At 66.9% G+C, this 18,113-nt stretch carries 21 protein-coding genes; 14 read left to right on the top strand and 7 right to left on the bottom strand.

Features of this window, described 5'->3' with window-relative positions:
- The coding region (locus tag ABIR17_RS02710) for a hypothetical protein (RefSeq protein WP_348002823.1) at positions 1-249 on the top strand (249 nt) is incomplete at its 5' end.
- A gap of 20 nt (positions 250-269) precedes the next feature.
- Here the strand turns inward: ABIR17_RS02710 and ABIR17_RS02705 are convergent.
- On the bottom strand, positions 270-530 hold the full coding sequence (locus ABIR17_RS02705) for a hypothetical protein (protein WP_348002822.1): 261 nt from the start codon (positions 528-530) through the stop codon (positions 270-272).
- Between the two features lie 165 nt (positions 531-695).
- Entirely contained in the window at positions 696-1,496 is an 801-nt protein-coding gene (locus tag ABIR17_RS02700) for a polyprenol monophosphomannose synthase (RefSeq protein WP_348002821.1), read from the bottom strand.
- Between the two features lie 23 nt (positions 1,497-1,519).
- Between ABIR17_RS02700 and ABIR17_RS02695 the strand changes: the two genes are divergently transcribed.
- A complete protein-coding gene (locus ABIR17_RS02695; protein WP_348002820.1) occupies positions 1,520-2,278 on the top strand; it encodes a biotin--[acetyl-CoA-carboxylase] ligase in 759 nt (252 codons plus the stop codon).
- Between the two features lie 10 nt (positions 2,279-2,288).
- Here ABIR17_RS02695 and ABIR17_RS02690 read toward each other — a convergent pair whose 3' ends face one another.
- Complete coding sequence (locus tag ABIR17_RS02690) at positions 2,289-2,870, bottom strand: GtrA family protein (RefSeq protein ID WP_348002819.1); 582 nt, start codon at positions 2,868-2,870, stop codon at positions 2,289-2,291.
- Between the two features lie 58 nt (positions 2,871-2,928).
- On the opposite strand from ABIR17_RS02690, the gene ABIR17_RS02685 reads away from it, so the two are divergent.
- From ABIR17_RS02685 to ABIR17_RS02675, 3 genes are read left to right on the top strand one after another with little or no spacing between them, the layout of a single operon-like run.
- Entirely contained in the window at positions 2,929-4,044 is a 1,116-nt protein-coding gene (locus ABIR17_RS02685) for a 5-(carboxyamino)imidazole ribonucleotide synthase (protein WP_348002818.1), read from the top strand.
- Between the two features lie 8 nt (positions 4,045-4,052).
- A complete protein-coding gene (purE, locus tag ABIR17_RS02680) occupies positions 4,053-4,559 on the top strand; it encodes a 5-(carboxyamino)imidazole ribonucleotide mutase (RefSeq protein ID WP_348002817.1) in 507 nt (168 codons plus the stop codon).
- Entirely contained in the window at positions 4,556-5,905 is a 1,350-nt protein-coding gene (locus ABIR17_RS02675) for an LCP family protein (RefSeq protein WP_348002816.1), read from the top strand. Before purE ends, ABIR17_RS02675 begins: the two co-directional genes overlap by 4 nt.
- A 12-nt stretch (positions 5,906-5,917) precedes the next feature.
- Here the strand turns inward: ABIR17_RS02675 and ABIR17_RS02670 are convergent, their stop codons facing one another.
- Genes ABIR17_RS02670 through rfbB form a run of 3 tightly spaced genes read right to left on the bottom strand, consistent with a single transcriptional unit; the run spans position 5,918 to position 8,894 of the window.
- Positions 5,918-7,066, bottom strand: a complete 1,149-nt coding sequence (locus ABIR17_RS02670) for a glycosyltransferase (RefSeq protein WP_348002815.1) — start codon at positions 7,064-7,066, stop codon at positions 5,918-5,920.
- The gene (rfbD, locus tag ABIR17_RS02665; RefSeq protein WP_348002814.1) at positions 7,063-7,911 is read right to left on the bottom strand and encodes a dTDP-4-dehydrorhamnose reductase; all 849 of its coding nucleotides are present in this window, start codon (positions 7,909-7,911) and stop codon (positions 7,063-7,065) included. Before rfbD ends, ABIR17_RS02670 begins: the two co-directional genes overlap by 4 nt.
- Positions 7,908-8,894, bottom strand: a complete 987-nt coding sequence (rfbB, locus tag ABIR17_RS02660; RefSeq protein ID WP_348002813.1) for a dTDP-glucose 4,6-dehydratase — start codon at positions 8,892-8,894, stop codon at positions 7,908-7,910. Before rfbB ends, rfbD begins: the two co-directional genes overlap by 4 nt.
- Before the next feature lie 124 nt (positions 8,895-9,018).
- Between rfbB and ABIR17_RS02655 the strand changes: the two genes are divergently transcribed.
- The 4 genes from ABIR17_RS02655 to rfbA are packed head-to-tail and all read left to right on the top strand — an operon-like array spanning position 9,019 to position 12,071.
- The gene (locus tag ABIR17_RS02655) at positions 9,019-9,834 is read left to right on the top strand and encodes an ABC transporter permease (RefSeq protein ID WP_348002825.1); all 816 of its coding nucleotides are present in this window, start codon (positions 9,019-9,021) and stop codon (positions 9,832-9,834) included.
- Positions 9,831-10,571: an ABC transporter ATP-binding protein gene (locus ABIR17_RS02650; RefSeq protein WP_348002812.1), complete on the top strand. Its 741-nt coding sequence runs from the start codon at positions 9,831-9,833 to the stop codon at positions 10,569-10,571. The genes ABIR17_RS02655 and ABIR17_RS02650 overlap by 4 nt, the downstream gene beginning before the upstream one ends.
- A gap of 31 nt (positions 10,572-10,602) precedes the next feature.
- A complete protein-coding gene (gene rfbC / locus ABIR17_RS02645; protein WP_348002811.1) occupies positions 10,603-11,205 on the top strand; it encodes a dTDP-4-dehydrorhamnose 3,5-epimerase in 603 nt (200 codons plus the stop codon).
- A complete protein-coding gene (rfbA, locus tag ABIR17_RS02640; protein WP_348002810.1) occupies positions 11,202-12,071 on the top strand; it encodes a glucose-1-phosphate thymidylyltransferase RfbA in 870 nt (289 codons plus the stop codon). Before rfbC ends, rfbA begins: the two co-directional genes overlap by 4 nt.
- Before the next feature lie 22 nt (positions 12,072-12,093).
- Here the strand turns inward: rfbA and ABIR17_RS02635 are convergent, their stop codons facing one another.
- Positions 12,094-12,972 (bottom strand): glycosyltransferase family 2 protein, encoded by an 879-nt coding sequence (locus tag ABIR17_RS02635; RefSeq protein ID WP_348002809.1) that lies wholly within the window; start codon positions 12,970-12,972, stop codon positions 12,094-12,096.
- Positions 12,973-13,015: 43 nt separating this feature from the next.
- Here ABIR17_RS02635 and ABIR17_RS02630 point away from each other — a divergent pair, with 43 nt between their 5' ends.
- Genes ABIR17_RS02630 through ABIR17_RS02610 form a run of 5 tightly spaced genes read left to right on the top strand, consistent with a single transcriptional unit; the run spans position 13,016 to position 18,110 of the window.
- Entirely contained in the window at positions 13,016-14,062 is a 1,047-nt protein-coding gene (locus tag ABIR17_RS02630) for a glycosyltransferase family 2 protein (protein WP_348002808.1), read from the top strand.
- A complete protein-coding gene (locus ABIR17_RS02625) occupies positions 14,059-15,408 on the top strand; it encodes a glycosyltransferase (protein ID WP_348002807.1) in 1,350 nt (449 codons plus the stop codon). The genes ABIR17_RS02630 and ABIR17_RS02625 overlap by 4 nt, the downstream gene beginning before the upstream one ends.
- 11 nt (positions 15,409-15,419) lie before the next feature.
- Complete coding sequence (locus ABIR17_RS02620) at positions 15,420-16,166, top strand: glycosyltransferase family 2 protein (RefSeq protein WP_348002806.1); 747 nt, start codon at positions 15,420-15,422, stop codon at positions 16,164-16,166.
- Positions 16,163-16,504: a DUF2304 domain-containing protein gene (locus tag ABIR17_RS02615; protein ID WP_348002805.1), complete on the top strand. Its 342-nt coding sequence runs from the start codon at positions 16,163-16,165 to the stop codon at positions 16,502-16,504. Before ABIR17_RS02620 ends, ABIR17_RS02615 begins: the two co-directional genes overlap by 4 nt.
- Positions 16,497-18,110: a DUF2142 domain-containing protein gene (locus ABIR17_RS02610; protein ID WP_348002804.1), complete on the top strand. Its 1,614-nt coding sequence runs from the start codon at positions 16,497-16,499 to the stop codon at positions 18,108-18,110. The genes ABIR17_RS02615 and ABIR17_RS02610 overlap by 8 nt, the downstream gene beginning before the upstream one ends.
- Positions 18,111-18,113: the final 3 nt, after the last annotated feature.

Raw genomic sequence — 18,113 nt, 5'->3', positions numbered from 1 at the left:
TTGATGGTTGATGGCGCGGTGGTCGTGTCGGGGGTTGCAGGTTCTGCGCGTCCTGGGCTTTCGGCGGCGCTGAACTTGCCGGGGATCGGGGATGCTCACGGGTTCAGCCTGTCGGCGTCGGTTTCGGTCGGGTCCCATCAGGTGTGCGTCGTCGCGGTGAACGACGGCGCGGGCAGCGACACCAGGTTGAGTTATGCCGGTCCGGCCGCGTCGGACAACTGCGCCACCGTGACCAATCCGGGGCCGTGAATCACGCTCTGCCGGGAGGGTCAGCGATTGGCGGCAGCTTTCCCAGCTGACGGGCTGAGCGCGCGGCGCGGCCGGAACAGGCGCCCGATCCCCCAGGCAGTGACGCGCAACATCGCCTCGACCACGATGGACTTGCTCATCTTCGAGCGGCCCGAGGTGCATTCGCGGAACTCGATCGGCCGCTCGACGATGCGCCAACCGGCGTCGACGGTGCGCAACGTCACGTCGATCTGAAAGCAATAGCCGCGTGAATCGATCTCGTCGAGGGACACGTCGCGCAAGACGTCGGCGCGGTAGGCGCGGTAGGCGCGGTGACGTCGCGCACCCCCAACCGCAGCACCGCTCGTGCGTAGGCGTTCAGCCTATCGAGCAGGTCGCCCATGGCTTTGGCGGGAACCTACAAACCTCCGGGACCGGCCTCACGGAACGGTCGGTGCCACTGCGCCCTAGCGGGGGGCGGCCGGTGACGTACCGACGGCGCTCTGTGCCTGGCGCTGAGCGGTGGGACGGGGACGAAACAGTCGAGCGACGCCCCACCCCGTGACCCGAAGCATCGCCTCGGCCACGATCGCCCAACTCATCTTCGAACGCCCCGCCGTGCGCTCGCGGAATTCGATCGGCAACTCCGTGATCGCCCATCCGGCGTCTGCCGTGCGCACCGTCATGTCGATTTGGAAGCAGTACCCGCGGGAGTCGATCTCGTCGAGCGCAAAGCCGCGCAGGGCGTCGGCGCGGTAGACGCGGTAGCCGGCGGTCACGTCCCGGACGCCGAGTCGGAGCATTTTTCGGGCATAAGAATTTGCGGCGCGGCTCAGGATGCGGCGCGACATCGGCCAGTCGACCAGTGTGCCGCCTGGAACCCAGCGCGACCCGATCGACAACCCGACGCCGGGGTCTGCGCGGACGGCCGCCAGCAACGCGGGCAAGGCGCTGGGCGGGTGCGAGCCGTCGGCGTCGAGTTCGACCACGAGGTCGTAGCCGCGCTCCAGCGCGACCCGGAATCCGGCGACGTAGGCCCGTCCGAGACCGTCCTTGCCGGTGCGGTGCAGCACGGTGACCCGCGGGTCGGCGCTCGCCAGCCGGTCGGCGATCTCGCCCGTCCCATCCGGGCTGGCGTCATCGACGACGAGCACGTCGGCGTCGGGTGAAGCGAGCAGAACTGCCGCGACGATCGCCTCAAGGCTCTCGGCCTCGTCGTACGTCGGGATGATCACGAGCACGCGGGGGAGCGTGGCGTCGTTCGGCATGCTGGCCATCCTAGGCTCGGCATGTGGAGTTCCCGCTGAGTGTGCGAGCCGTTCCCGAGCTGCGGATACTCGGGTCGACGCCGTCGACGAATTCGGCCCTCATGGCTCTCGCCGCTGACGCGGAAATCCCCTCGTTCTCAACGATCGTCACCCTCGATCAGACCGCGGGACGAGGCCGACTTGATCGCAGCTGGGTCGCGCCTCCTGGGCTGGCGTTGGCCTCCTCAGTGCTCGTGCGCGACGCGCTGCGCCATCCCCTTGCGGGGTGGTTGCCCCTTCTCGCGGGGCTCGCCCTCACGGATTCGCTAGCTGCCGTCTGGCCGGGACGCTTCGGACTGAAGTGGCCCAATGACGTGCTGCTCGGCGAGCTCAAGGTCTGTGGCGTGCTGGTCGAAGTCGTACCCGGATCGATGGATGCCGTGGTCGGTGCCGGGCTCAACCTCGCCCAGACCGCCGATCAGCTGCCGGTGCCGACGGCGACGTCGCTTGCGGCGGCGGGTTTGGATCACGGGCCCGAGGTCGTCGACGGGATCCTGGCGGGCTACCTGACGGGTCTGCGCGACCTTCTCGACGAGCCGCCGGCCGCGGGGGTTGTGCGGGATCGGATCGCAGCCCGCTGCCTCACGATCGGTCGCCGTGTTCGGGTCGAGCTCGCGGCGGGCGATGTTCTGGTCGGAACGGCAACAGGCCTGGATGCAACGGGGCGTCTTGAGGTACTCGCCGCCCACGGCACCCGGCACACCGTCTCGGTCGGTGACGTCACACACGTGCGCCCGGCCTGACCGGTTGGGCTCAGTCGCGCGGCTCGGTGAGGCGAATCGGCGCCTCAGCATCCAGTGAGGCCTTTGACTCATCTTCGAAGATCGCCATCGTCGCGGCACCGGTCTTGTGCTCAACCGCAGTGAGCCCATCTTTGCGGTGGTGCCCGTAGACCCAGTATCGGTAGAGAAGGAATCTGAAGGCAGTGCCGAGGATCAGGCCGATCACGTTCGCCGAGATGTTGTCCGCGACGATGTTGTTGAAGCCGAGCAGGTAGTGGGAGATCCAGAGGCAGAGCAGCCCGATCAGGAGGCCGCCCACCCCGACAACCGTGAACTCAAAGAGCTCGAGCACGAAGTTCTTGCGACGATGCTCGCGAAAGGTCCAGTACCGGTTTCCGAACCAGGTGACGAGGGTCGCGATCGCGACCGAGACGATCTTGGCGCCGATCGGCTGCTGCAGAAAATGTCCTTCACCCGCGAACCCGAGACGAAGGAAGTTGAAAATTCCGACATCGGTCACGTAGCCGGCGAGCCCGACGACGCCGAACTTGAGGACGTAACGGATGACTCGGTCCCAGACGAACCCGATCAGGGCACGGAGACGGTCGATCACCTCTCAACCCTAACCGCGCGCAGCTGGGGGGCCACGCGGTCCTGGCTAGGCTGATGGCGTGCATCGCGTCGGGGTCATCGGGGGCGGACAACTCGCTCGAATGATGATCCAACCCGCGGTCGAAATGGGGATCGAGCTCCGGGTGCTTGCCGAAGCCCCGCACTCGTCGGCAGCGCTCGTCGCGACCGCAATCGGCGACTACCGCGACTCGGCGACGGTGCTCGCTTTCGCGGCCGGCGTCGATGTGATCACCTTCGACCACGAGCATGTGCCGCAGGACGTGCTGGCCGCTCTCGTTGCCGCGGGAGCGACGGTGCGGCCGGAACCCGCCGCTCTTGCCGTCGCCCAAGACAAGCTCGTCATGCGCGAGCGGCTGAGCGCTCTGGGCGTTCCGATTCCTGCCTGGGCCGCGGTTGGTGACGCGGCCGCCTTGGCGGCGTTCATCGTCGCGCACGACGGAGCCGCGGTGGTGAAGACCCCGCGCGGCGGCTACGACGGCAAAGGAGTGCGCGTGGTTCGGGATGCCGCCGAGGCTGCCGACTGGTTCGCAGCCGCGACCGGACCGCTCCTTGCCGAAGAGCTCGTACCGTTTCGTCGGGAGTTGGCGCAACTGGTTGCCCGCCGCCCGTCGGGCGAGATCGCGACCTGGCCGCTCGTCGAGACCGTTCAGACGGAGGGGATCTGCACCGAGGTCGTCGCACCCGCGCCGGGAGCGGCCGATCTCGCGCGCTCAGCGGCGAACCTGGCGACATCCATTGCAACCGGGTTGGGTGTCACCGGTGTTCTCGCGGTGGAGCTGTTCGAGACCGACGACGGGCGTCTGCTGGTCAACGAGCTCGCGATGCGTCCGCACAACAGTGGCCACTGGACGATCGACGGGGCTGTCACGAGCCAGTTCGAACAGCATCTGAGAGCGGTGCTCGACCTGCCCCTGGGCGATCCGTCGGCGCGCGAGCCCTGGAGCGTCATGGTCAACGTGGTCGGCGGACCGGTCGGAGCGACGATGCCTGAGCGTTACCCGCAGGCCCTGGCCGCACAGCCCCGAGTGAAGTTCCATTCGTACGCCAAGGATTCCCGTCCAGGACGCAAAGTCGGGCATGTGACGGCGAGCGGCGACGACCTCGACAAGGTGCGCGGCGACGCTCGCGCGGCGGCGGCGTTCTTCGAGAACTGAGCCGTACCATGGGGCTCGTGTCCGACAGCCCGCTCGTCGCCGTCATCATGGGGTCTGACTCCGATCTGCCCGTGATGACGGATGCTGTCGCAGCCCTCGACGAGTTCGGCATCGCCCACGAGCTCCGGATCGTCTCAGCCCACCGCACCCCGCAGGGCATGATCGACTTCGCGCGCGAGGCGGCCGGTCGCGGCATCCGGGTCATCATCGCCGGAGCTGGCGGAGCAGCTCATCTTCCCGGGATGGTGGCCGCCGTGACGACGCTCCCGGTGATCGGGGTTCCGGTGCCGCTGAAGAACCTCGACGGCCTCGACTCGCTGCTCTCGATCGTGCAGATGCCGTCCGGCATCCCGGTCGCCACGGTCGCGATCGGCAACGCGCGCAATGCCGGCATCCTGGCGGCGCGCATTTTGGCGACCTCCGACGCGGCGCTCACCGAGCGGCTCGAGCACTTCGCCGAAGGACTCGAGCGCATGGTCGCCGAGAAGAACGAGAAGCTCGCTTCGACCTCGTGAGTTCCGCCAACCAGCCGGTGCGCTATCCCGACACCCGCTCGCGCCCCGAGATGACCAAGCGCGCGTGGTGGCTGGTCGCGCTCAATCTCCTCATCCCCGGCTCGGCACAGGTCGTCGCGGGCAATCGTCGACTGGGCCGCTTCGGTCTGGGCGCGACCATCGTGCTGTGGGTGCTCGTCGTGGTGGCAATCGTGATGGCGGTCGCAGCTCGTAGCGCGCTGTTGGTGGCCGTCACGAATACCGCCGTGCTCGTGACCCTCGTCGTCATCGCGATCTTCTACGCCGTGCTCTGGGTCGTGCTGACTCTCGACACCCTGCGGCTCGTGCGGTTCGTCAATGTCTCGCCGCGCGCCCGAGGGCTGGTCGCCGCTTTCGGCGTCCTGACCCTCGTGCTCACGATCGGTGTGCCCGGCTTCATCGCCTCGACCTCCGTCTCGGCGATCGGGTTGCTCGGGATTTTCGCCCCCGGACCGCCGGTTCCGCCGATCGACGGGCGCTACAACATCCTGCTGCTCGGCGGTGACGCCGGACCCGACCGCAACGGCCTGCGCCCCGACAGCATCTCGGTGGTCAGCATCGACGCCACCTCCGGCGCGGCAACGATCTTCGGTATTCCGCGCAACCTCGAGCAGGTGCCGTTCGTCGCGGGTTCCCCGCTCTACGGCCCGTTTCCCAACGGCTACGACTGCGGCAATGACTGCCTCATCGACTACCTCTACACCTACGGCGAAGAGCACCCGGACCTGTATCCCGACGCCGTGAAGCACTCCAGCAACCCGGGGATCGAGGCCGTCCGCGACGCCGCCGAGGGGGTCACGGGCCTCACCATCCCGTACTACGGCCTCATCGACATGCAGGGGTTCGCCGACCTGATCGACGCCCTGGGCGGCGTCGACATCGACGTGCCCGCACGGCTGCCGATCGGTTCGAACAACTATGACGACGGCAGTGCGGCTCCGCCGATCGGCTACATCGAGGCCGGGCTGCAGCACATGGATGGGCAGACGGCGCTCTGGTACTCCCGCTCGCGCTACGGCTCCAACGACTACGAACGGATGGCACGCCAGCGTCAGGTGCAGGAAGCGATCCTCGCGCAGGCGGATCCCGCGACCGTGCTGCTGAAATTCCAAGGGATCGCCACGGCGGGCGCCCAGGTCGTGTCGACCGACATCCCGCAGTCGATGCTGGCGTACTTCGTCGAACTCGCGGCGAAGACGAAGAACCTGCCGCTGACGAAGGTTGACTTCGTGCCTCCGCTCATCAAGACCGGGAATCCCGACTACACCGTGATCCGGCAGGCGGTCGTGGATGCGACGCGCCCGGTGACGGCCACGCCGACTCCCTGAATCAGACCGGCGTCAGAGGTCGGCGTGGAGTTGCCAGACCTTTTCGGCGGCGTCGCGCCAACTGAAGGCTCGGGCGCGGTCTTGCGCCGCGATCCCCAGTCGTTCGGCCGCCGGACGATCTTCGATCAGTTCGGCGATTGTCGCCGCGAGTTCCGCAACGAAGTTGTCGCCGCGTGGAACGACCCGGGCTCCGTCGTCGGCGACCTCGACCAGCGCCGGGGCGTCGGAGATCACCAGCGGCAGGCCCGCCGCCATCGCATCGAGCATCGGGGCGCCGAATCCTGCTGCGACGCTCGGCTGCACGTAGGCACCGGCGCCCGCATAGATCGCGCTCAGGTCAGCGTCGGTCTCGGGGTCGACGACAGTGACGCGGTCGCGCCACGGGGCGTCGGGTGTCGTGGCGCCGGACGATGGGGAGTCGGACATCAGGCGAGCTGCGGACTTCGCACCGGCGACGATCACCAGGCGCGTGCCGTGGGCGTCGGGATGCCCGATCGCTGCGAGCAAGTCGGGGAACCCGTTCGGTGCGTCGTCTTCGACAATCGCGAGGACGTACCGGGTCGGCAGGCCGAGGCGCTCGCGGCGGTCGGCGGAGTCGGGCGGGACAGCGAGGGCAGTTGACGGCGCACTCCCGATGACGCGCAGTCGGTCGCCCAGCGCGAGTTGTTCGCTCAGTTCGGCGGCGACGGCGTGCGTCGGCACCACGACGGCATCGGCATACTTCTCGGCTCGCTTGCCCATCGTGCGCTGCCAGGAGGCCAGCCGTGAGGGCAGCAGCTCGGGGCTGGTCCAGGCGATCGCATCGTGGATCGTCACCACGGTCTGCTCGCCGGGATTCGACAGGCGATCGTGGCGGCGAAGCGGCGCCAGCAGGCTGGTGGCGTGCACCATCCCGTTGCCGGGGAGGGTGGTGAACCCATGCTGCCAAGCTGCCGCCAACTCGCGGCGGGCGAGAGCACTTTTGTGCAGCTCGGTCAGGCCAGGCAGGCGCTCGCGCAGCAGGGCATAGTCGCCCTCGGGGGAGGCGGCGACGACCCCGGCGACGTTGGTGCCGCGGGGTGCCGTGGCGATGAGTGCGCGGGTGAGGTCTTCGGCGTAGCGCCCGAGGCGGTCGCCCCCGACGGCCACGATGTCGTCCACGATGACCCGAAGCGTCGTCATCTCGGACTCACCGCCCCCTCGGCAACGGCCTCGGCCAGAGCCTCGCGCCACGGCCTGAGCTCCGAGAGGCCGGCTGCCAGCCACGCGTCATGCCCGAGCACCGAATAGGCCGGGCGCGGCGCGGGGCTCACGAAGGACGCGCTGTCGGTCGGATGCACGCGATCCGGGTCGAGTCCGGCCAGCTCGAAGGCGGCGCGGGCGAGCTCGAACTTGCTCGCCTGGCCGGAGTTGGTGACGTGGTAGATGCCGGCCGGAGCCTCGGCGTCGAGCAGCTCGACGATTCCGCTCGCGAGGTCACGGGTCCAGGTGGGTTGTCCGATCTGGTCGGTGACGACATCCACCGTGTCACGCCCCGCCGCCAGGGTGAGCATCGTGCGCGGAAAATTCGGCCCTTGCTCCCCGTACAGCCACGCGGTGCGCACGATGTGCGGGGCGGGATGCGCCTGCGCGACCAGTCGCTCACCTTCGGCCTTGGATCGTCCGTAGGCACTCACGGGTGCGAGGGGCGTGTCTTCGGAATAAGGGGCGGTAGCGGACCCGTCGAACACGTAATCGGTCGAGATCTGTACGAACCGAGCACCGACCTCGGCGGCGGCGCGGGCCGCATCACCTGCTCCCGTGCCGTTGATAGCAGTCGCGGCCGCCTCATCCGTCTCAGCGTCGTCGACGCGGGTGTACGCGGCGGCGTTGATGATGACGTCGGCGCCGTCGACCGCGGCCCGCAGAGCGGCTGGATGGGTCAGGTCGCCCTGATCGCGACCGAGCGCGACGACATCGCGGCCTTCAAGCGCTCGGGCGAGATCGTGGCCGAGCATGCCGCGTCCGCCGAGGACGACGTATCTCACTCGAGTTCCGCGCGAACTTTGAGAGGTTCCCACCAGTCGCGGCGGTCGCGGTACCACTGCACGACGTCAGCCAGACCCTGGTCGAAGGGCACGAGCGGTTCGTACCCGAGCTCGGAGCGGATCTTCGAGATGTCGACCGAGTAGCGCAGGTCGTGCCCCTTGCGGTCGTCGACAGCATCCACGTAAGACCAGTCGCGGCCGGTCGCGTCGAGCATCATCTGGGTAAGTTCCCGGTTGGTCAGCTCGGTGCCGCCCCCGATGTTGTAAATCTCGCCCGCGCGCCCGCCGACGAGCACCATCGCGATGCCGCGGGTGTGGTCATCGACATGCAGCCAATCCCGGATGTTCTCGCCCGTGCCGTAGAGCGGCACGTGTTGGCCGTCGATCAGGTTGGTGACGAAGAGCGGGATCAGCTTTTCGGGGAAGTGGTAGGGCCCGTAGTTGTTCGAACAGCGGGTGATCGAGACGTTCATGCCGTGCGTGCGGTGGAAGCTGCGAGCCAGCAGATCGCTGCCCGCCTTGCTGGCGGAGTACGGCGAGTTCGGCTCGAGCGGGCGGTCTTCGGCCCACGAGCCCTCGGCGATCGAGCCATACACCTCGTCGGTGCTCACGTGCACGAACCGCTTCGTTCCGGCCCGAAGCGCGGCATCGAGCAGACGTTGCGTGCCGACGACGTTGGTCTCGACGAACGGGCCGGCGTCGCGCACCGAACGGTCGACGTGCGACTCCGCGGCGAAGTGCACGATCGCGTCGATGCCCGGCAGGGTGCTGTCCAGCAGGGCCGAGTCACGGATGTCGCCGTGCACGAACGAGTAGCGCGGGGATGCGGCGACCGGGGCGAGGTTCGCGAGATTGCCCGAGTAGGTCAGGGCGTCGTAGACGACGACCTCAGCGCCCTCGAGGCCCGGGTAGGCGTCGTCGAGGGTGCGGCGCACGAAGTTCGAGCCGATGAAGCCGGCTCCGCCGGTGACGAGGATCCGCACCCCGGAATTCTAGGCTGCTCAGGGCGATGGTCTCGCAGCATCATGAGGGTGGATGGTCCTTCGATCCGCGCGCGCCCGAGGCCCGATACAGTGTGGGGAGTTAGACGCGGACGATCGGACCCGGATGCCGTACCTGAGGGACCTCCGCGAATCGCGAGAGCTGCTCGGAAATCTGGTTGCCCGCGAGCTTAAAGGCCAGTATCGCCGCACCGTGTTCGGGCAGCTCTGGTCACTGCTCAACCCGGTGGCGACGATGCTCATCTACACGATCGTCTTCTCCGTTTTTCTCGGCGCCCAGCCCCCCCGCGGGGATCCGAGCGGCTTGGATGTGTTCGCGCTTTGGCTCATGGCCGGGTTGCTCCCTTGGCTGTTTGTTGCCCGAGTCGTCAATGGCTGTATCGAGGTCCTCATCGGCAACGAGAGCCTCATCAAGAAGGTCTACTTCCCGCGCGCACACCTCCCTCTCTCAGTCCTCCTGTCGGTCGGCGTCACGTGGCTGATCGAGATGGTTGTGCTGGGGGTGGCTTTGAGCTTGGCTGGGGCATTCGTCGTCCCGTGGTTGCCGCTTACGCTGGTGGTGATGGTCTTGTTGGGGATCTTTGCCGTGGGACTCGGAATGTTGGCGGCGATCGCGAACGCACACTTCCGAGACACGCAGCACTTGGTAGCGATCGCGCTGCAGATGTGGTTTTACCTGACCCCGATCGTCTATCCGCTTGACGTGGTCGCAAACGCGACTCGTTCTGACCCCTGGGCGATGACGATTTTCCAGCTCAATCCGATGGAGCACTTCGTCGCCGTCTTTCGTGACCTCATGTATGCCTCCCGATGGCCGGATTCCGTCGATCTGATCTGGTGCGTGTGCTCGGCCCTGGTTGTGGGAATGTTCGGTTTCGTAGTATTCACCCGTTCCGAACGCCGTCTGGCGGAGATTCTGTGAGCACGCCCGCAGTCGTCGTTGATCAGGTTTGGAAACGATTCCGGCTCTACCGCGAGCGCAATCAATCCCTGAAATCAGCAGTTCTGAGGGGTCGAAGATCCGTTATCGATCGCGAATTCTGGGCCGTGCAGGATGTCTCCTTCGAGGTCGCCCGCGGAGAAACGCTCGGAATCGTCGGTCGCAACGGCTCCGGCAAATCGACGCTGCTCAAAACGCTGGCCCGAATTCTCACACCCGAGCGGGGGACGATTCGAATGAATGGACGGGTAGCGGCCCTGCTCGAGGTCGGCTCCGGTTTCCACCCTGAGTTGACCGGTCGAGAGAACATTTTTCTCAATGGGTCGATCCTCGGGATGAAGCGGCGCGACATCCGCGCGCGGTTCGACGAGATCGTCGATTTCGCCGACGTTGGACCGTTTCTCGATCAGCCCGTGAAGAACTACTCCTCCGGCATGTACGTGCGTCTCGGCTTCGCCGTGGCAGTTCACGTGCGGCCCGACATCCTCCTCATCGACGAGGTGCTCGCCGTCGGGGACGCCGAATTTCAGGAACGTTCGCGCGCAAAGTTCCGCGAATTGACGGGCGACGGCCGAACGGTGATTATCGTGAGCCACGCGCTTGGGCAAGTTCGTGATCTGTGTTCGCGTTCGTTGTGGCTTGATGGCGGCGAACTCCGTCAAGTAGGGCCGACTCGCCAGGTTCTTGCGGCGTACGAAGCCGACCTTACGCATCTCTGATCCGCCCTCCACGGAATGGTTAGCTGACTTCATGGATGTCGTCGAAACCCTCGTGCCGGGCGCCGTTGTGGTGACTCCACGGCAGTTCTCCGATGACCGAGGAACGTTCTTGGAGTGGTATCGCTTCGAGCCACTTGAAGAGGTCGTTGGTCGACGTCTCGACCTGCGTCAGGCCAACATCTCAGTCTCTCGGCGCGGCGTCTTTCGTGGGCTCCATTTTGCTGCCGTTCCGCCTGGGCAGGCGAAATATGTCACTGTTTCGGCGGGTGCCGCGATCGACTTCTTCGTCGATGTGCGGGTGGGGTCTCCGACTTACGGCCGCTGGGACTCGGTACTCCTCGACACCGTCGATCGCCGCGCCGTCTTCATCGCCGAAGGGTTGGCACACGGATTCCTCGCGCTTGAGGACGACACCACATTGACGTATCTCGTGAACGACGTGTACCGCCCGGGGCAAGAGCACGGCATCGATCCCATGGATCCGGCGATCGGACTCGATATCCCCGACAGCATCGGTATTCCGCTGCTGTCAGCGAAGGACGCCGCCGCCCCCTCTCTCGAAGAGGCCGAACGCGCAGGCCTATTGCCGACCTGGGACGACTGCGTGGCACGCTACGCGGCGGATGCTCGATGAAGGGCATCATCCTGGCCGGCGGATCCGGCTCCCGGCTCTGGCCGATCACCAAGGGCATCTCGAAGCAGCTGATGCCGATCTACGACAAGCCGATGATCTACTACCCGCTGTCGACCCTCATGGTCGCCGGGATCCGCGAAATTCTGATCATCACGACTCCCGAACACCACGCCCAATTCGAAGCGCTCCTCGGCGACGGGAGTGCCCTCGGCATCCACCTCTCGTATGCCGTCCAGCCGTCGCCCGATGGGCTGGCTCAGGCGTTCATCATCGGAGAGAGTTTCGTCGGCGACGACTCGGTCGCCCTGGTGCTCGGCGACAACATCTTCCACGGCGACGGCTTCGCGCGAGCGCTCAGTCAGGTGGGCGAACTCGACGGCGGACTGATCTTCGCGTACCAGGTCGCCGACCCCACGGCCTATGGCGTCGTCGAGTTCGACGATGACTTCCGGGCCGTCTCGATCGAAGAGAAGCCGACCCACCCGAAGAGCCGGTACGCCGTGCCGGGACTGTACTTCTACGACAACGACGTTCTCGAGATCGCGCGGGGCATCGTCCCGAGCGCTCGCGGAGAGCTCGAGATCTCGTCGGTCAATGAGTTCTACCTCAAAGCCGGACGACTCCAGGTGCGGGTCCTCGATCGAGGCACCGCGTGGCTCGACACCGGCACGTTCGAATCGATGATGCAGGCCTCGGAGTACGTACGCGTCATCGAGGATCGGCAGGGCTACAAGATCGGGTGCATCGAAGAGGCCGCCTGGCGGGCCGGGTGGATCGACGACGCCCAGCTTGAGCGGCTCGCCGCTCCGCTGCTCAAAAGCGGGTACGGCAGCTACCTCGCGGGGCTCCTGCGCACGTCGCGCTGACCTGAGTTCAGGTGACCTGAGTTCAGTCGCGCGCTCGTCGGGTGGTGATCGCCGACCGCACGCCAAGTCCGGCGGTCACGACCACGCGGACCGGCCACAGCCACCATCCGCTGTACTTGCGGGTGAGGAAGCGTCGCGCGCTCGCGTGGTGGGCTCGCAGCATCCGGGCGGATTCCCCCGAGGTCGAATGCGCACCCGCGTGGATCGCCTGGGCGGCGGGTTCGTACACGTTGCGGTAGCCGCGTTGACCCAGTCGATACCCGAGGTCGACGTCTTCGAAGTACATGAAGTAGCCGTCGTCGAAGCCGCCGAGTTCGTCGAAGGCTCGACGCCGCACGACGACGCACGAGCCCGACAGCCAGCCGGCGTCGCGCCGCACATCGACCGGAGCCCGGTCATCGCGGTAGCGACGGGTCCACGGGTTAGCGGCCCACAGGCGGGAGAACAGGGCGTGTCCGATGCCGGTGCGCAGCGACGGGATGGCGCGTGCCGAAGGATAGGTCGAGCCGTCCTCGTTGACGACGTGCGGGCCGACCGCGCCGATGTGGTCGTCACCCTCACCCGTCGTGACGAGCGCGTCGATCGAGCCTGGCGCGAGTACGACGTCCGGGTTGACGACAACGATCCATTCGACGCTCGCTGGCAGGCCGGCTGTCGCAGCGTTGACGGCTCCGCCGTACCCGGGGTTGCCCGGGACGGCGAGGTAGCGCGCTCCGAAGTCTGCGGCGATCTGGGCCGCGCGGCCTTCATCGGGCGAGTTGTCGGCAACGATTGTCGTCACCGGAAGGGTCGTCGCGGTAGGCACTGAGTGCAGCAACCCGGGGAGCACATCGTCCGATCGGTAGGCCACAGTGACGATCGCAACCCGGGGGTCGCTCGCGGGTCGCACGGTACCGGGCACGACTCCGGATCCTACCGGCGCGTGCTCGACATATCCTGGCGGGGTGACGACCGATGCCGCTGATCCGACGGCCGACGCACCGCTGACCGTGTCCGTCGCGCTCTGCACACACAACGGCTCGGCCTACGTCGCCGAGCAGGTGCGCAGCATCCTCGCCCAACGTCCAGCCCCGATGGAGATCGTCGTCGGCGATGACGCTTCGAGTGATGACACGGTCGCGGTCATCGAGAACACCTTCGCGGTCGCGCGCGCGGCTGACCCGGCGCTCGACGTCGCCCTCCGTATCCTGCGTCGGGCGGAGCCGCTCGGCGTCGTCGCAAACTTCGCCGCAACCCTGAGCGAGTGCCGCGGCGACCTCATCGCCCTGAGCGACCAGGACGACATCTGGGATGCCGCCAAGCTCGCACGCGTCGTGCCGCAGTTCGCGGCCGAATCCAGCCTCTTGCTCGTGCACACTGACGCGCGGCTCGTCGACGCAGCGGGGACCTCGCTCGGGCTCGGCCTGCTCGACGCTCTCGAGGCGACGCCGGGCGAGCGTGCGGGACTTGAGTCAGGAGATGCCTTCGCGGTGCTCATGCGCCGCAACCTCGTCACCGGAGCCACGGTTGTGCTGCGCCGGTCTTTGGTCGAGAGGGCCGCACCTTTCCCTAAGGTCTGGGTGCACGACGAATGGCTCGCCGTGATCGCCGCGGCACTCGGCGAGCTGAGGCTCGATCCTGCGCAGCTCATCGACTACCGCCAGCACGGCGCCAATCAAATCGGCGCGCGGAAACCGACGACGGCAGACCGGATGCGCAAGTTGCGCGAGACGAGAACCGAGCGGGCCGCGCGCCTCATCGAGCGATCGCGACTGCTCGTCGAGCGCCTGGAGGCTCTCGGGGCTCCTGCGGCTCGAGTCGCAGCGGCGCGCGGGAAACTCGCCCACGAGACCACACGGTCACGCCTTCCCCGCCTGCGGCTGGCTCGGATTCCCGGGGTTCTCGCGGGAGCCTTGAGCCGCCGGTACGCGCGATACAGTCGGGGGTCGATCGACATCCTGCGCGATCTGGTGCAGCCTGCTGGCCCGCGGCAAGCGGGAGGAGAGTCATGACGCGCGTGCTCATCCTCACCGGCGACCCGATCGGCGAGCGCATGGCCGGCCCTGCCATCCGGGTCTGGAACACCGCGATCACCCTGCAGGGGGACGGTCACGAGGTGCGAGTCGTCACGACCACACGCGCCGAACGACCCGATGCTCCCTTCGAGCTCGTGGCCGTATCGCCGGGCGACGACCGCGCGTTCCGGAAGCACGAGCGCTGGGCGGAGGTCGTGCTGTTCCAGGGCTACGGCATGAGCCAGTTCCCGTCGCTACGGCGCAGTGACCGGTACCTGGTGGCAGACGTCTACGACCCGATGCACCTCGAAATGCTTGAGCAGGGCCGCGAACTCCCGCGGGCGACCTGGGACCTGCGGGTCGCCGCAGCGCGAAGCACCCTCAACGACCAGCTCCGCCGGGTCGACTTCGTTGTGTGTGCAAGCGAGCGCCAGCGCCTGTTCTACCTTGGCCATCTCGCTGCCCTCGGTCGCATCAATCCGGCCACCTATGCCGACGATCCCGACCTGCGTGGACTTCTCGACCTCATGCCGTTCGGACTGGACCCCGTCGACCCGGCTCCCGGTTCGGCGTTGCGCGGCGTCGTGACCGGCTTCGACGACGGTGCCAAGATCCTCATCTGGGGCGGCGGCGTCTACAGCTGGTTCGATCCGCTCTCGCTCATCCGCGCGGTCGTGAAGCTCTCCGCGGAGCGGGACGACATCCGGTTGTTCTTCCTCGGCACCCGCCACCCGGGCGTCGACGAGATGGGCATCGTGCGCGAGTCTTTCGACCTCGCTCGCGAACTCGGGGTCGAGGGCACGAAGGTGGTGTTCAACGACACCTGGGTCCCGTACGCGGACCGGGCCGGATACCTCCTCGACGCCGACGCTGGCGTGAGCACCCACCACATCCACCTCGAAACGACGTTCGCGTTCCGCACCCGCATCCTCGACTACCTGTGGGCGGGCCTGCCGATGGTCGTGACCGACGGCGACGGGTTTGCCGATCTCGTGCGCGAGGAGGGGCTCGGCGTGGTCGTGCCGGGCGACGATGTCACGGCGCTCGCGGCCGCGATCACCGAGGTGCTCGACCCGGTTCGGGCAGCCGTTTATCGCAAGAATGTCGCACGCGTGCGTGAGCGCTTCACCTGGCCCATCGTGCTCGAGCCGCTGCGGGCATTCGTCGCCGACCCGCACCATGCGGTCGACTATGCGGGTGATCGGGATGCGATGGGCGCGGGATCGGGAAGGGGCCGTCGAATGTCGGGTCCGCTCTACGACGCCAGGATGACCTGGCATCACCTGCGGCACTCGGGTGTCCGCGACGTCCTGAGGCGCGTGGCGAATCGGCTCGGCGGGTAGGCTCGATAGCCATGAGGGTTCTCGTTGCGATCCCCGCGCTCAACGAGGCGGACGCTATCGGTGAAGTCCTCGCTTCCCTGTCGGCGATGCATCCCCTCGCGGATACCGTGGTCGTTGACGACGGTTCGCGTGACGATACGGCGCGCATCGCGCACGCGACCGGCGCGCACGTGCTCTCGCATGCGATCAACCTCGGGGTCGGCGCGGCGATGGGAACCGCGTTCAAATACGCCGCCGCCAACGGGTACGACGCCGTCATCCAATTCGATGGCGACGGCCAGCACCGCCCTGAGCACATCGCCGAACTGATCGCCGCTACGGCCAACGCCGACATCGTCATCGGCAGCAGGTATGCGCCAGGGGGCGACGCTTTCAAGTCGTCTGCGGCGCGACGGGGCGTTCACCACCTGATTGCACGGGTCGTGTCTCTGTACGCCCGTACTCGGATCACCGACGCCTCGAGTGGCTTCAGGATCGCCGGACCGCGCGCACTCGCCGTCTTCGCTGAGCACTATCCCATCGAGTGGCTCGGCGACACTGTTGAATCGATTGTTCTCGCTACTCGCCAGGGACTCAGCGTCGCGGAGATCCCGGTCGGGATGAACCAGCGGGCGGGCGGAGTTCCGTCGCAGTCGGTTTTCCGCTCAATTGGCTACACCGGACGAATCATGTTCATCCTCGTGCTGGCGAGTTTCCGCAGCGTGCCGCCGCAGTTGCGTGAACTCCGAAGGCGTACCGCCGGGAAGTCCGTCGCGTGACCCCTCAGATTCTCGCTATTGCAATGGCGGCGGTTCTGCTGATCGTCGTCATCGTGCTGCTGCGCTCCTACGTGTTGCCCGAGAAATACGCCGTGATCTGGCTCGCCGCTTCGGTCGTGGCGATCGTGCTCTCGGCGTGGCCGGGCTTGCTCGACACCATCGCCATTTTCTTCGGCATCTCCCAGCCGATCAACCTGCTCTTCGTCGGGGCGTTCTTCGTGTTATTCCTCTTGCTCATGCAGGTGAGCCTTGAGGTCGCGAGGACGCGCGACGAGTTGCGCAAGACAGTTCAGAAACTGGCCCTCGAGTTAGAGAAGCGGCGATCCATCGATGACTGATTCGGCCACCCCCGGCCGTGGATTCACCCGCTTCGTGAGACGCATCCGGCTGATCCACCTCGCCCCCGTTTTCGCGTTCCTTGCGCTCTCGGCCTGGGCTTTCGCCTCGCCGATCGGGGCCGCCCCCGACGACGACTACCACTTGGTCAGTATCTGGTGTGCCGACGGCGGGAACGCCGAGTGCCAGCCAGGTACGGATAGCGATCATCGCAAGCTCGACGTCGCATTCGCGGGGGTCACCTGCTACGCCGGACATCAGGATGTCAGTGCCGCCTGTCAGTTCGAGCAACTGAACGCGCGAGGGAGCTACGAGACCAACCGCGGCAACTTCGCAGGGGAGTACCCGCCGGTCTACTACTCCGTGATGCACCTGTTCGCCGGGCCCGACATCCAGGTGAGTGCTCTCACCATGCGACTTGTGAACGCGGCTCTCTTTGTCGCACTGGCGACGGCGCTCGCGGGACTGTTGTCGACTTCTCGGCGACGCACGTTGCTGTGGGGCTGGCTGGTCGCCGTGATACCGCTCGGAATCTTCCTGATCCCGTCCAACAACCCGAGCAGCTGGGCGATCATGGGCGTCGGAACGGCTTTCCTGGCGCTGCTGGGCTGGTTCGAGACCGCGGGGCGTCGGCGGTGGGCGCTCGGTGCCCTCTACTTGGTCGGCGTGATCATGGCGTCGGGCGCTCGAGGTGACGCGGGCGTCTACGTGGTCGGGGCGAGCGTGACGGCCGCGGTACTGTCGTTCGGTCTCACCCGTTCCTGGGCGACGCGGGCGATCCTGCCCGTTGTGGGCATAGTGATCGCGGTCCTATTCTTCGTGACGGCCGGCCAGTCGGGCGTGGGCGCGATCGGGTTCACCAGCGGGCAAGCCTTCGCGGGTCCCGGTGGCGTTGTCGTCGGCATCCCGGCTGATGTTCCACTCACAGGTTTCGCTCTCGGGGCCTACAACCTGCTGATGCTGCCGTACCTCTGGACCGGTGTCTGGGGCACCTGGGCTCTCGGCTGGTTCGATACCGGATTCCCCGCCATCGTGCCCTGGGCGGGAGCGGCGGCGTTCATCGTCGTGGCCTTCGCGGGCCTCGGGCGCCTCGAGTGGCGCAAGGCGATCAGCATCCTCGGGGTGCTTGTAGTTCTGATCGTGCTGCCGGTCTACGTCCTCACCGTCGGCGGCACCAGAGTCGGCCAAGCGCTGCAGCCCCGCTATCTGTTGCCCCTGATCCTGCTGCTCTCGCTTTTGCTGACGACGATGCCGCGCGGCCGCGAGCTGGTGTTCAGCAGGATTCAAACCTTCACGATATTCGCCGCGATCGCCGGTGCGAACTTCGTGGCGCTTCAGGTCAACATCCGTCGCTATGTCACGGGGGCCGACCAGCAGGGCGCGAACCTGGATGCCGGATCCGAGTGGTGGTGGACGGGCCTCCCGGTCGGACCCACCGCGGTCTGGGTACTCGGCGCCCTCGCCTTCGCAGGATTGCTCGCGGTGCTCTGGCCGGTGGCGCGACGGCCGAGTCTTGACCTCGCGACCACGCCACCGAGATTGACATCGCCGTCTAAGTCGCCGGTGAAGTCGAGGGCACCGAAGCCGAAGGCTGCAGCCCGAGCCTGAGCC

This window comes from Pseudolysinimonas sp., from assembly GCF_039912695.1.
Lineage (GTDB): Bacteria > Actinomycetota > Actinomycetes > Actinomycetales > Microbacteriaceae > Pseudolysinimonas_A.
Note: the sequence above shows the minus strand (reverse complement) of the source record. Positions and strands in the feature narration are given on the sequence as shown.

Coding starts and splice junctions, on each gene's coding strand:
- ABIR17_RS02700 (WP_348002821.1), bottom strand. CDS start 1,496: ATGCCGAACGACGCCACGCTCCCCCGCGTGCTCGTGATCATCCCGACG.
- rfbC (WP_348002811.1), top strand. CDS start 10,603: ATGGATGTCGTCGAAACCCTCGTGCCGGGCGCCGTTGTGGTGACTCCA.
- purE (WP_348002817.1), top strand. CDS start 4,053: ATGGGGCTCGTGTCCGACAGCCCGCTCGTCGCCGTCATCATGGGGTCT.
- ABIR17_RS02670 (WP_348002815.1), bottom strand. CDS start 7,066: ATGACGACGCTTCGGGTCATCGTGGACGACATCGTGGCCGTCGGGGGC.
- ABIR17_RS02655 (WP_348002825.1), top strand. CDS start 9,019: ATGCCGTACCTGAGGGACCTCCGCGAATCGCGAGAGCTGCTCGGAAAT.
- ABIR17_RS02620 (WP_348002806.1), top strand. CDS start 15,420: ATGAGGGTTCTCGTTGCGATCCCCGCGCTCAACGAGGCGGACGCTATC.
- rfbA (WP_348002810.1), top strand. CDS start 11,202: ATGAAGGGCATCATCCTGGCCGGCGGATCCGGCTCCCGGCTCTGGCCG.
- ABIR17_RS02625 (WP_348002807.1), top strand. CDS start 14,059: ATGACGCGCGTGCTCATCCTCACCGGCGACCCGATCGGCGAGCGCATG.
- ABIR17_RS02610 (WP_348002804.1), top strand. CDS start 16,497: ATGACTGATTCGGCCACCCCCGGCCGTGGATTCACCCGCTTCGTGAGA.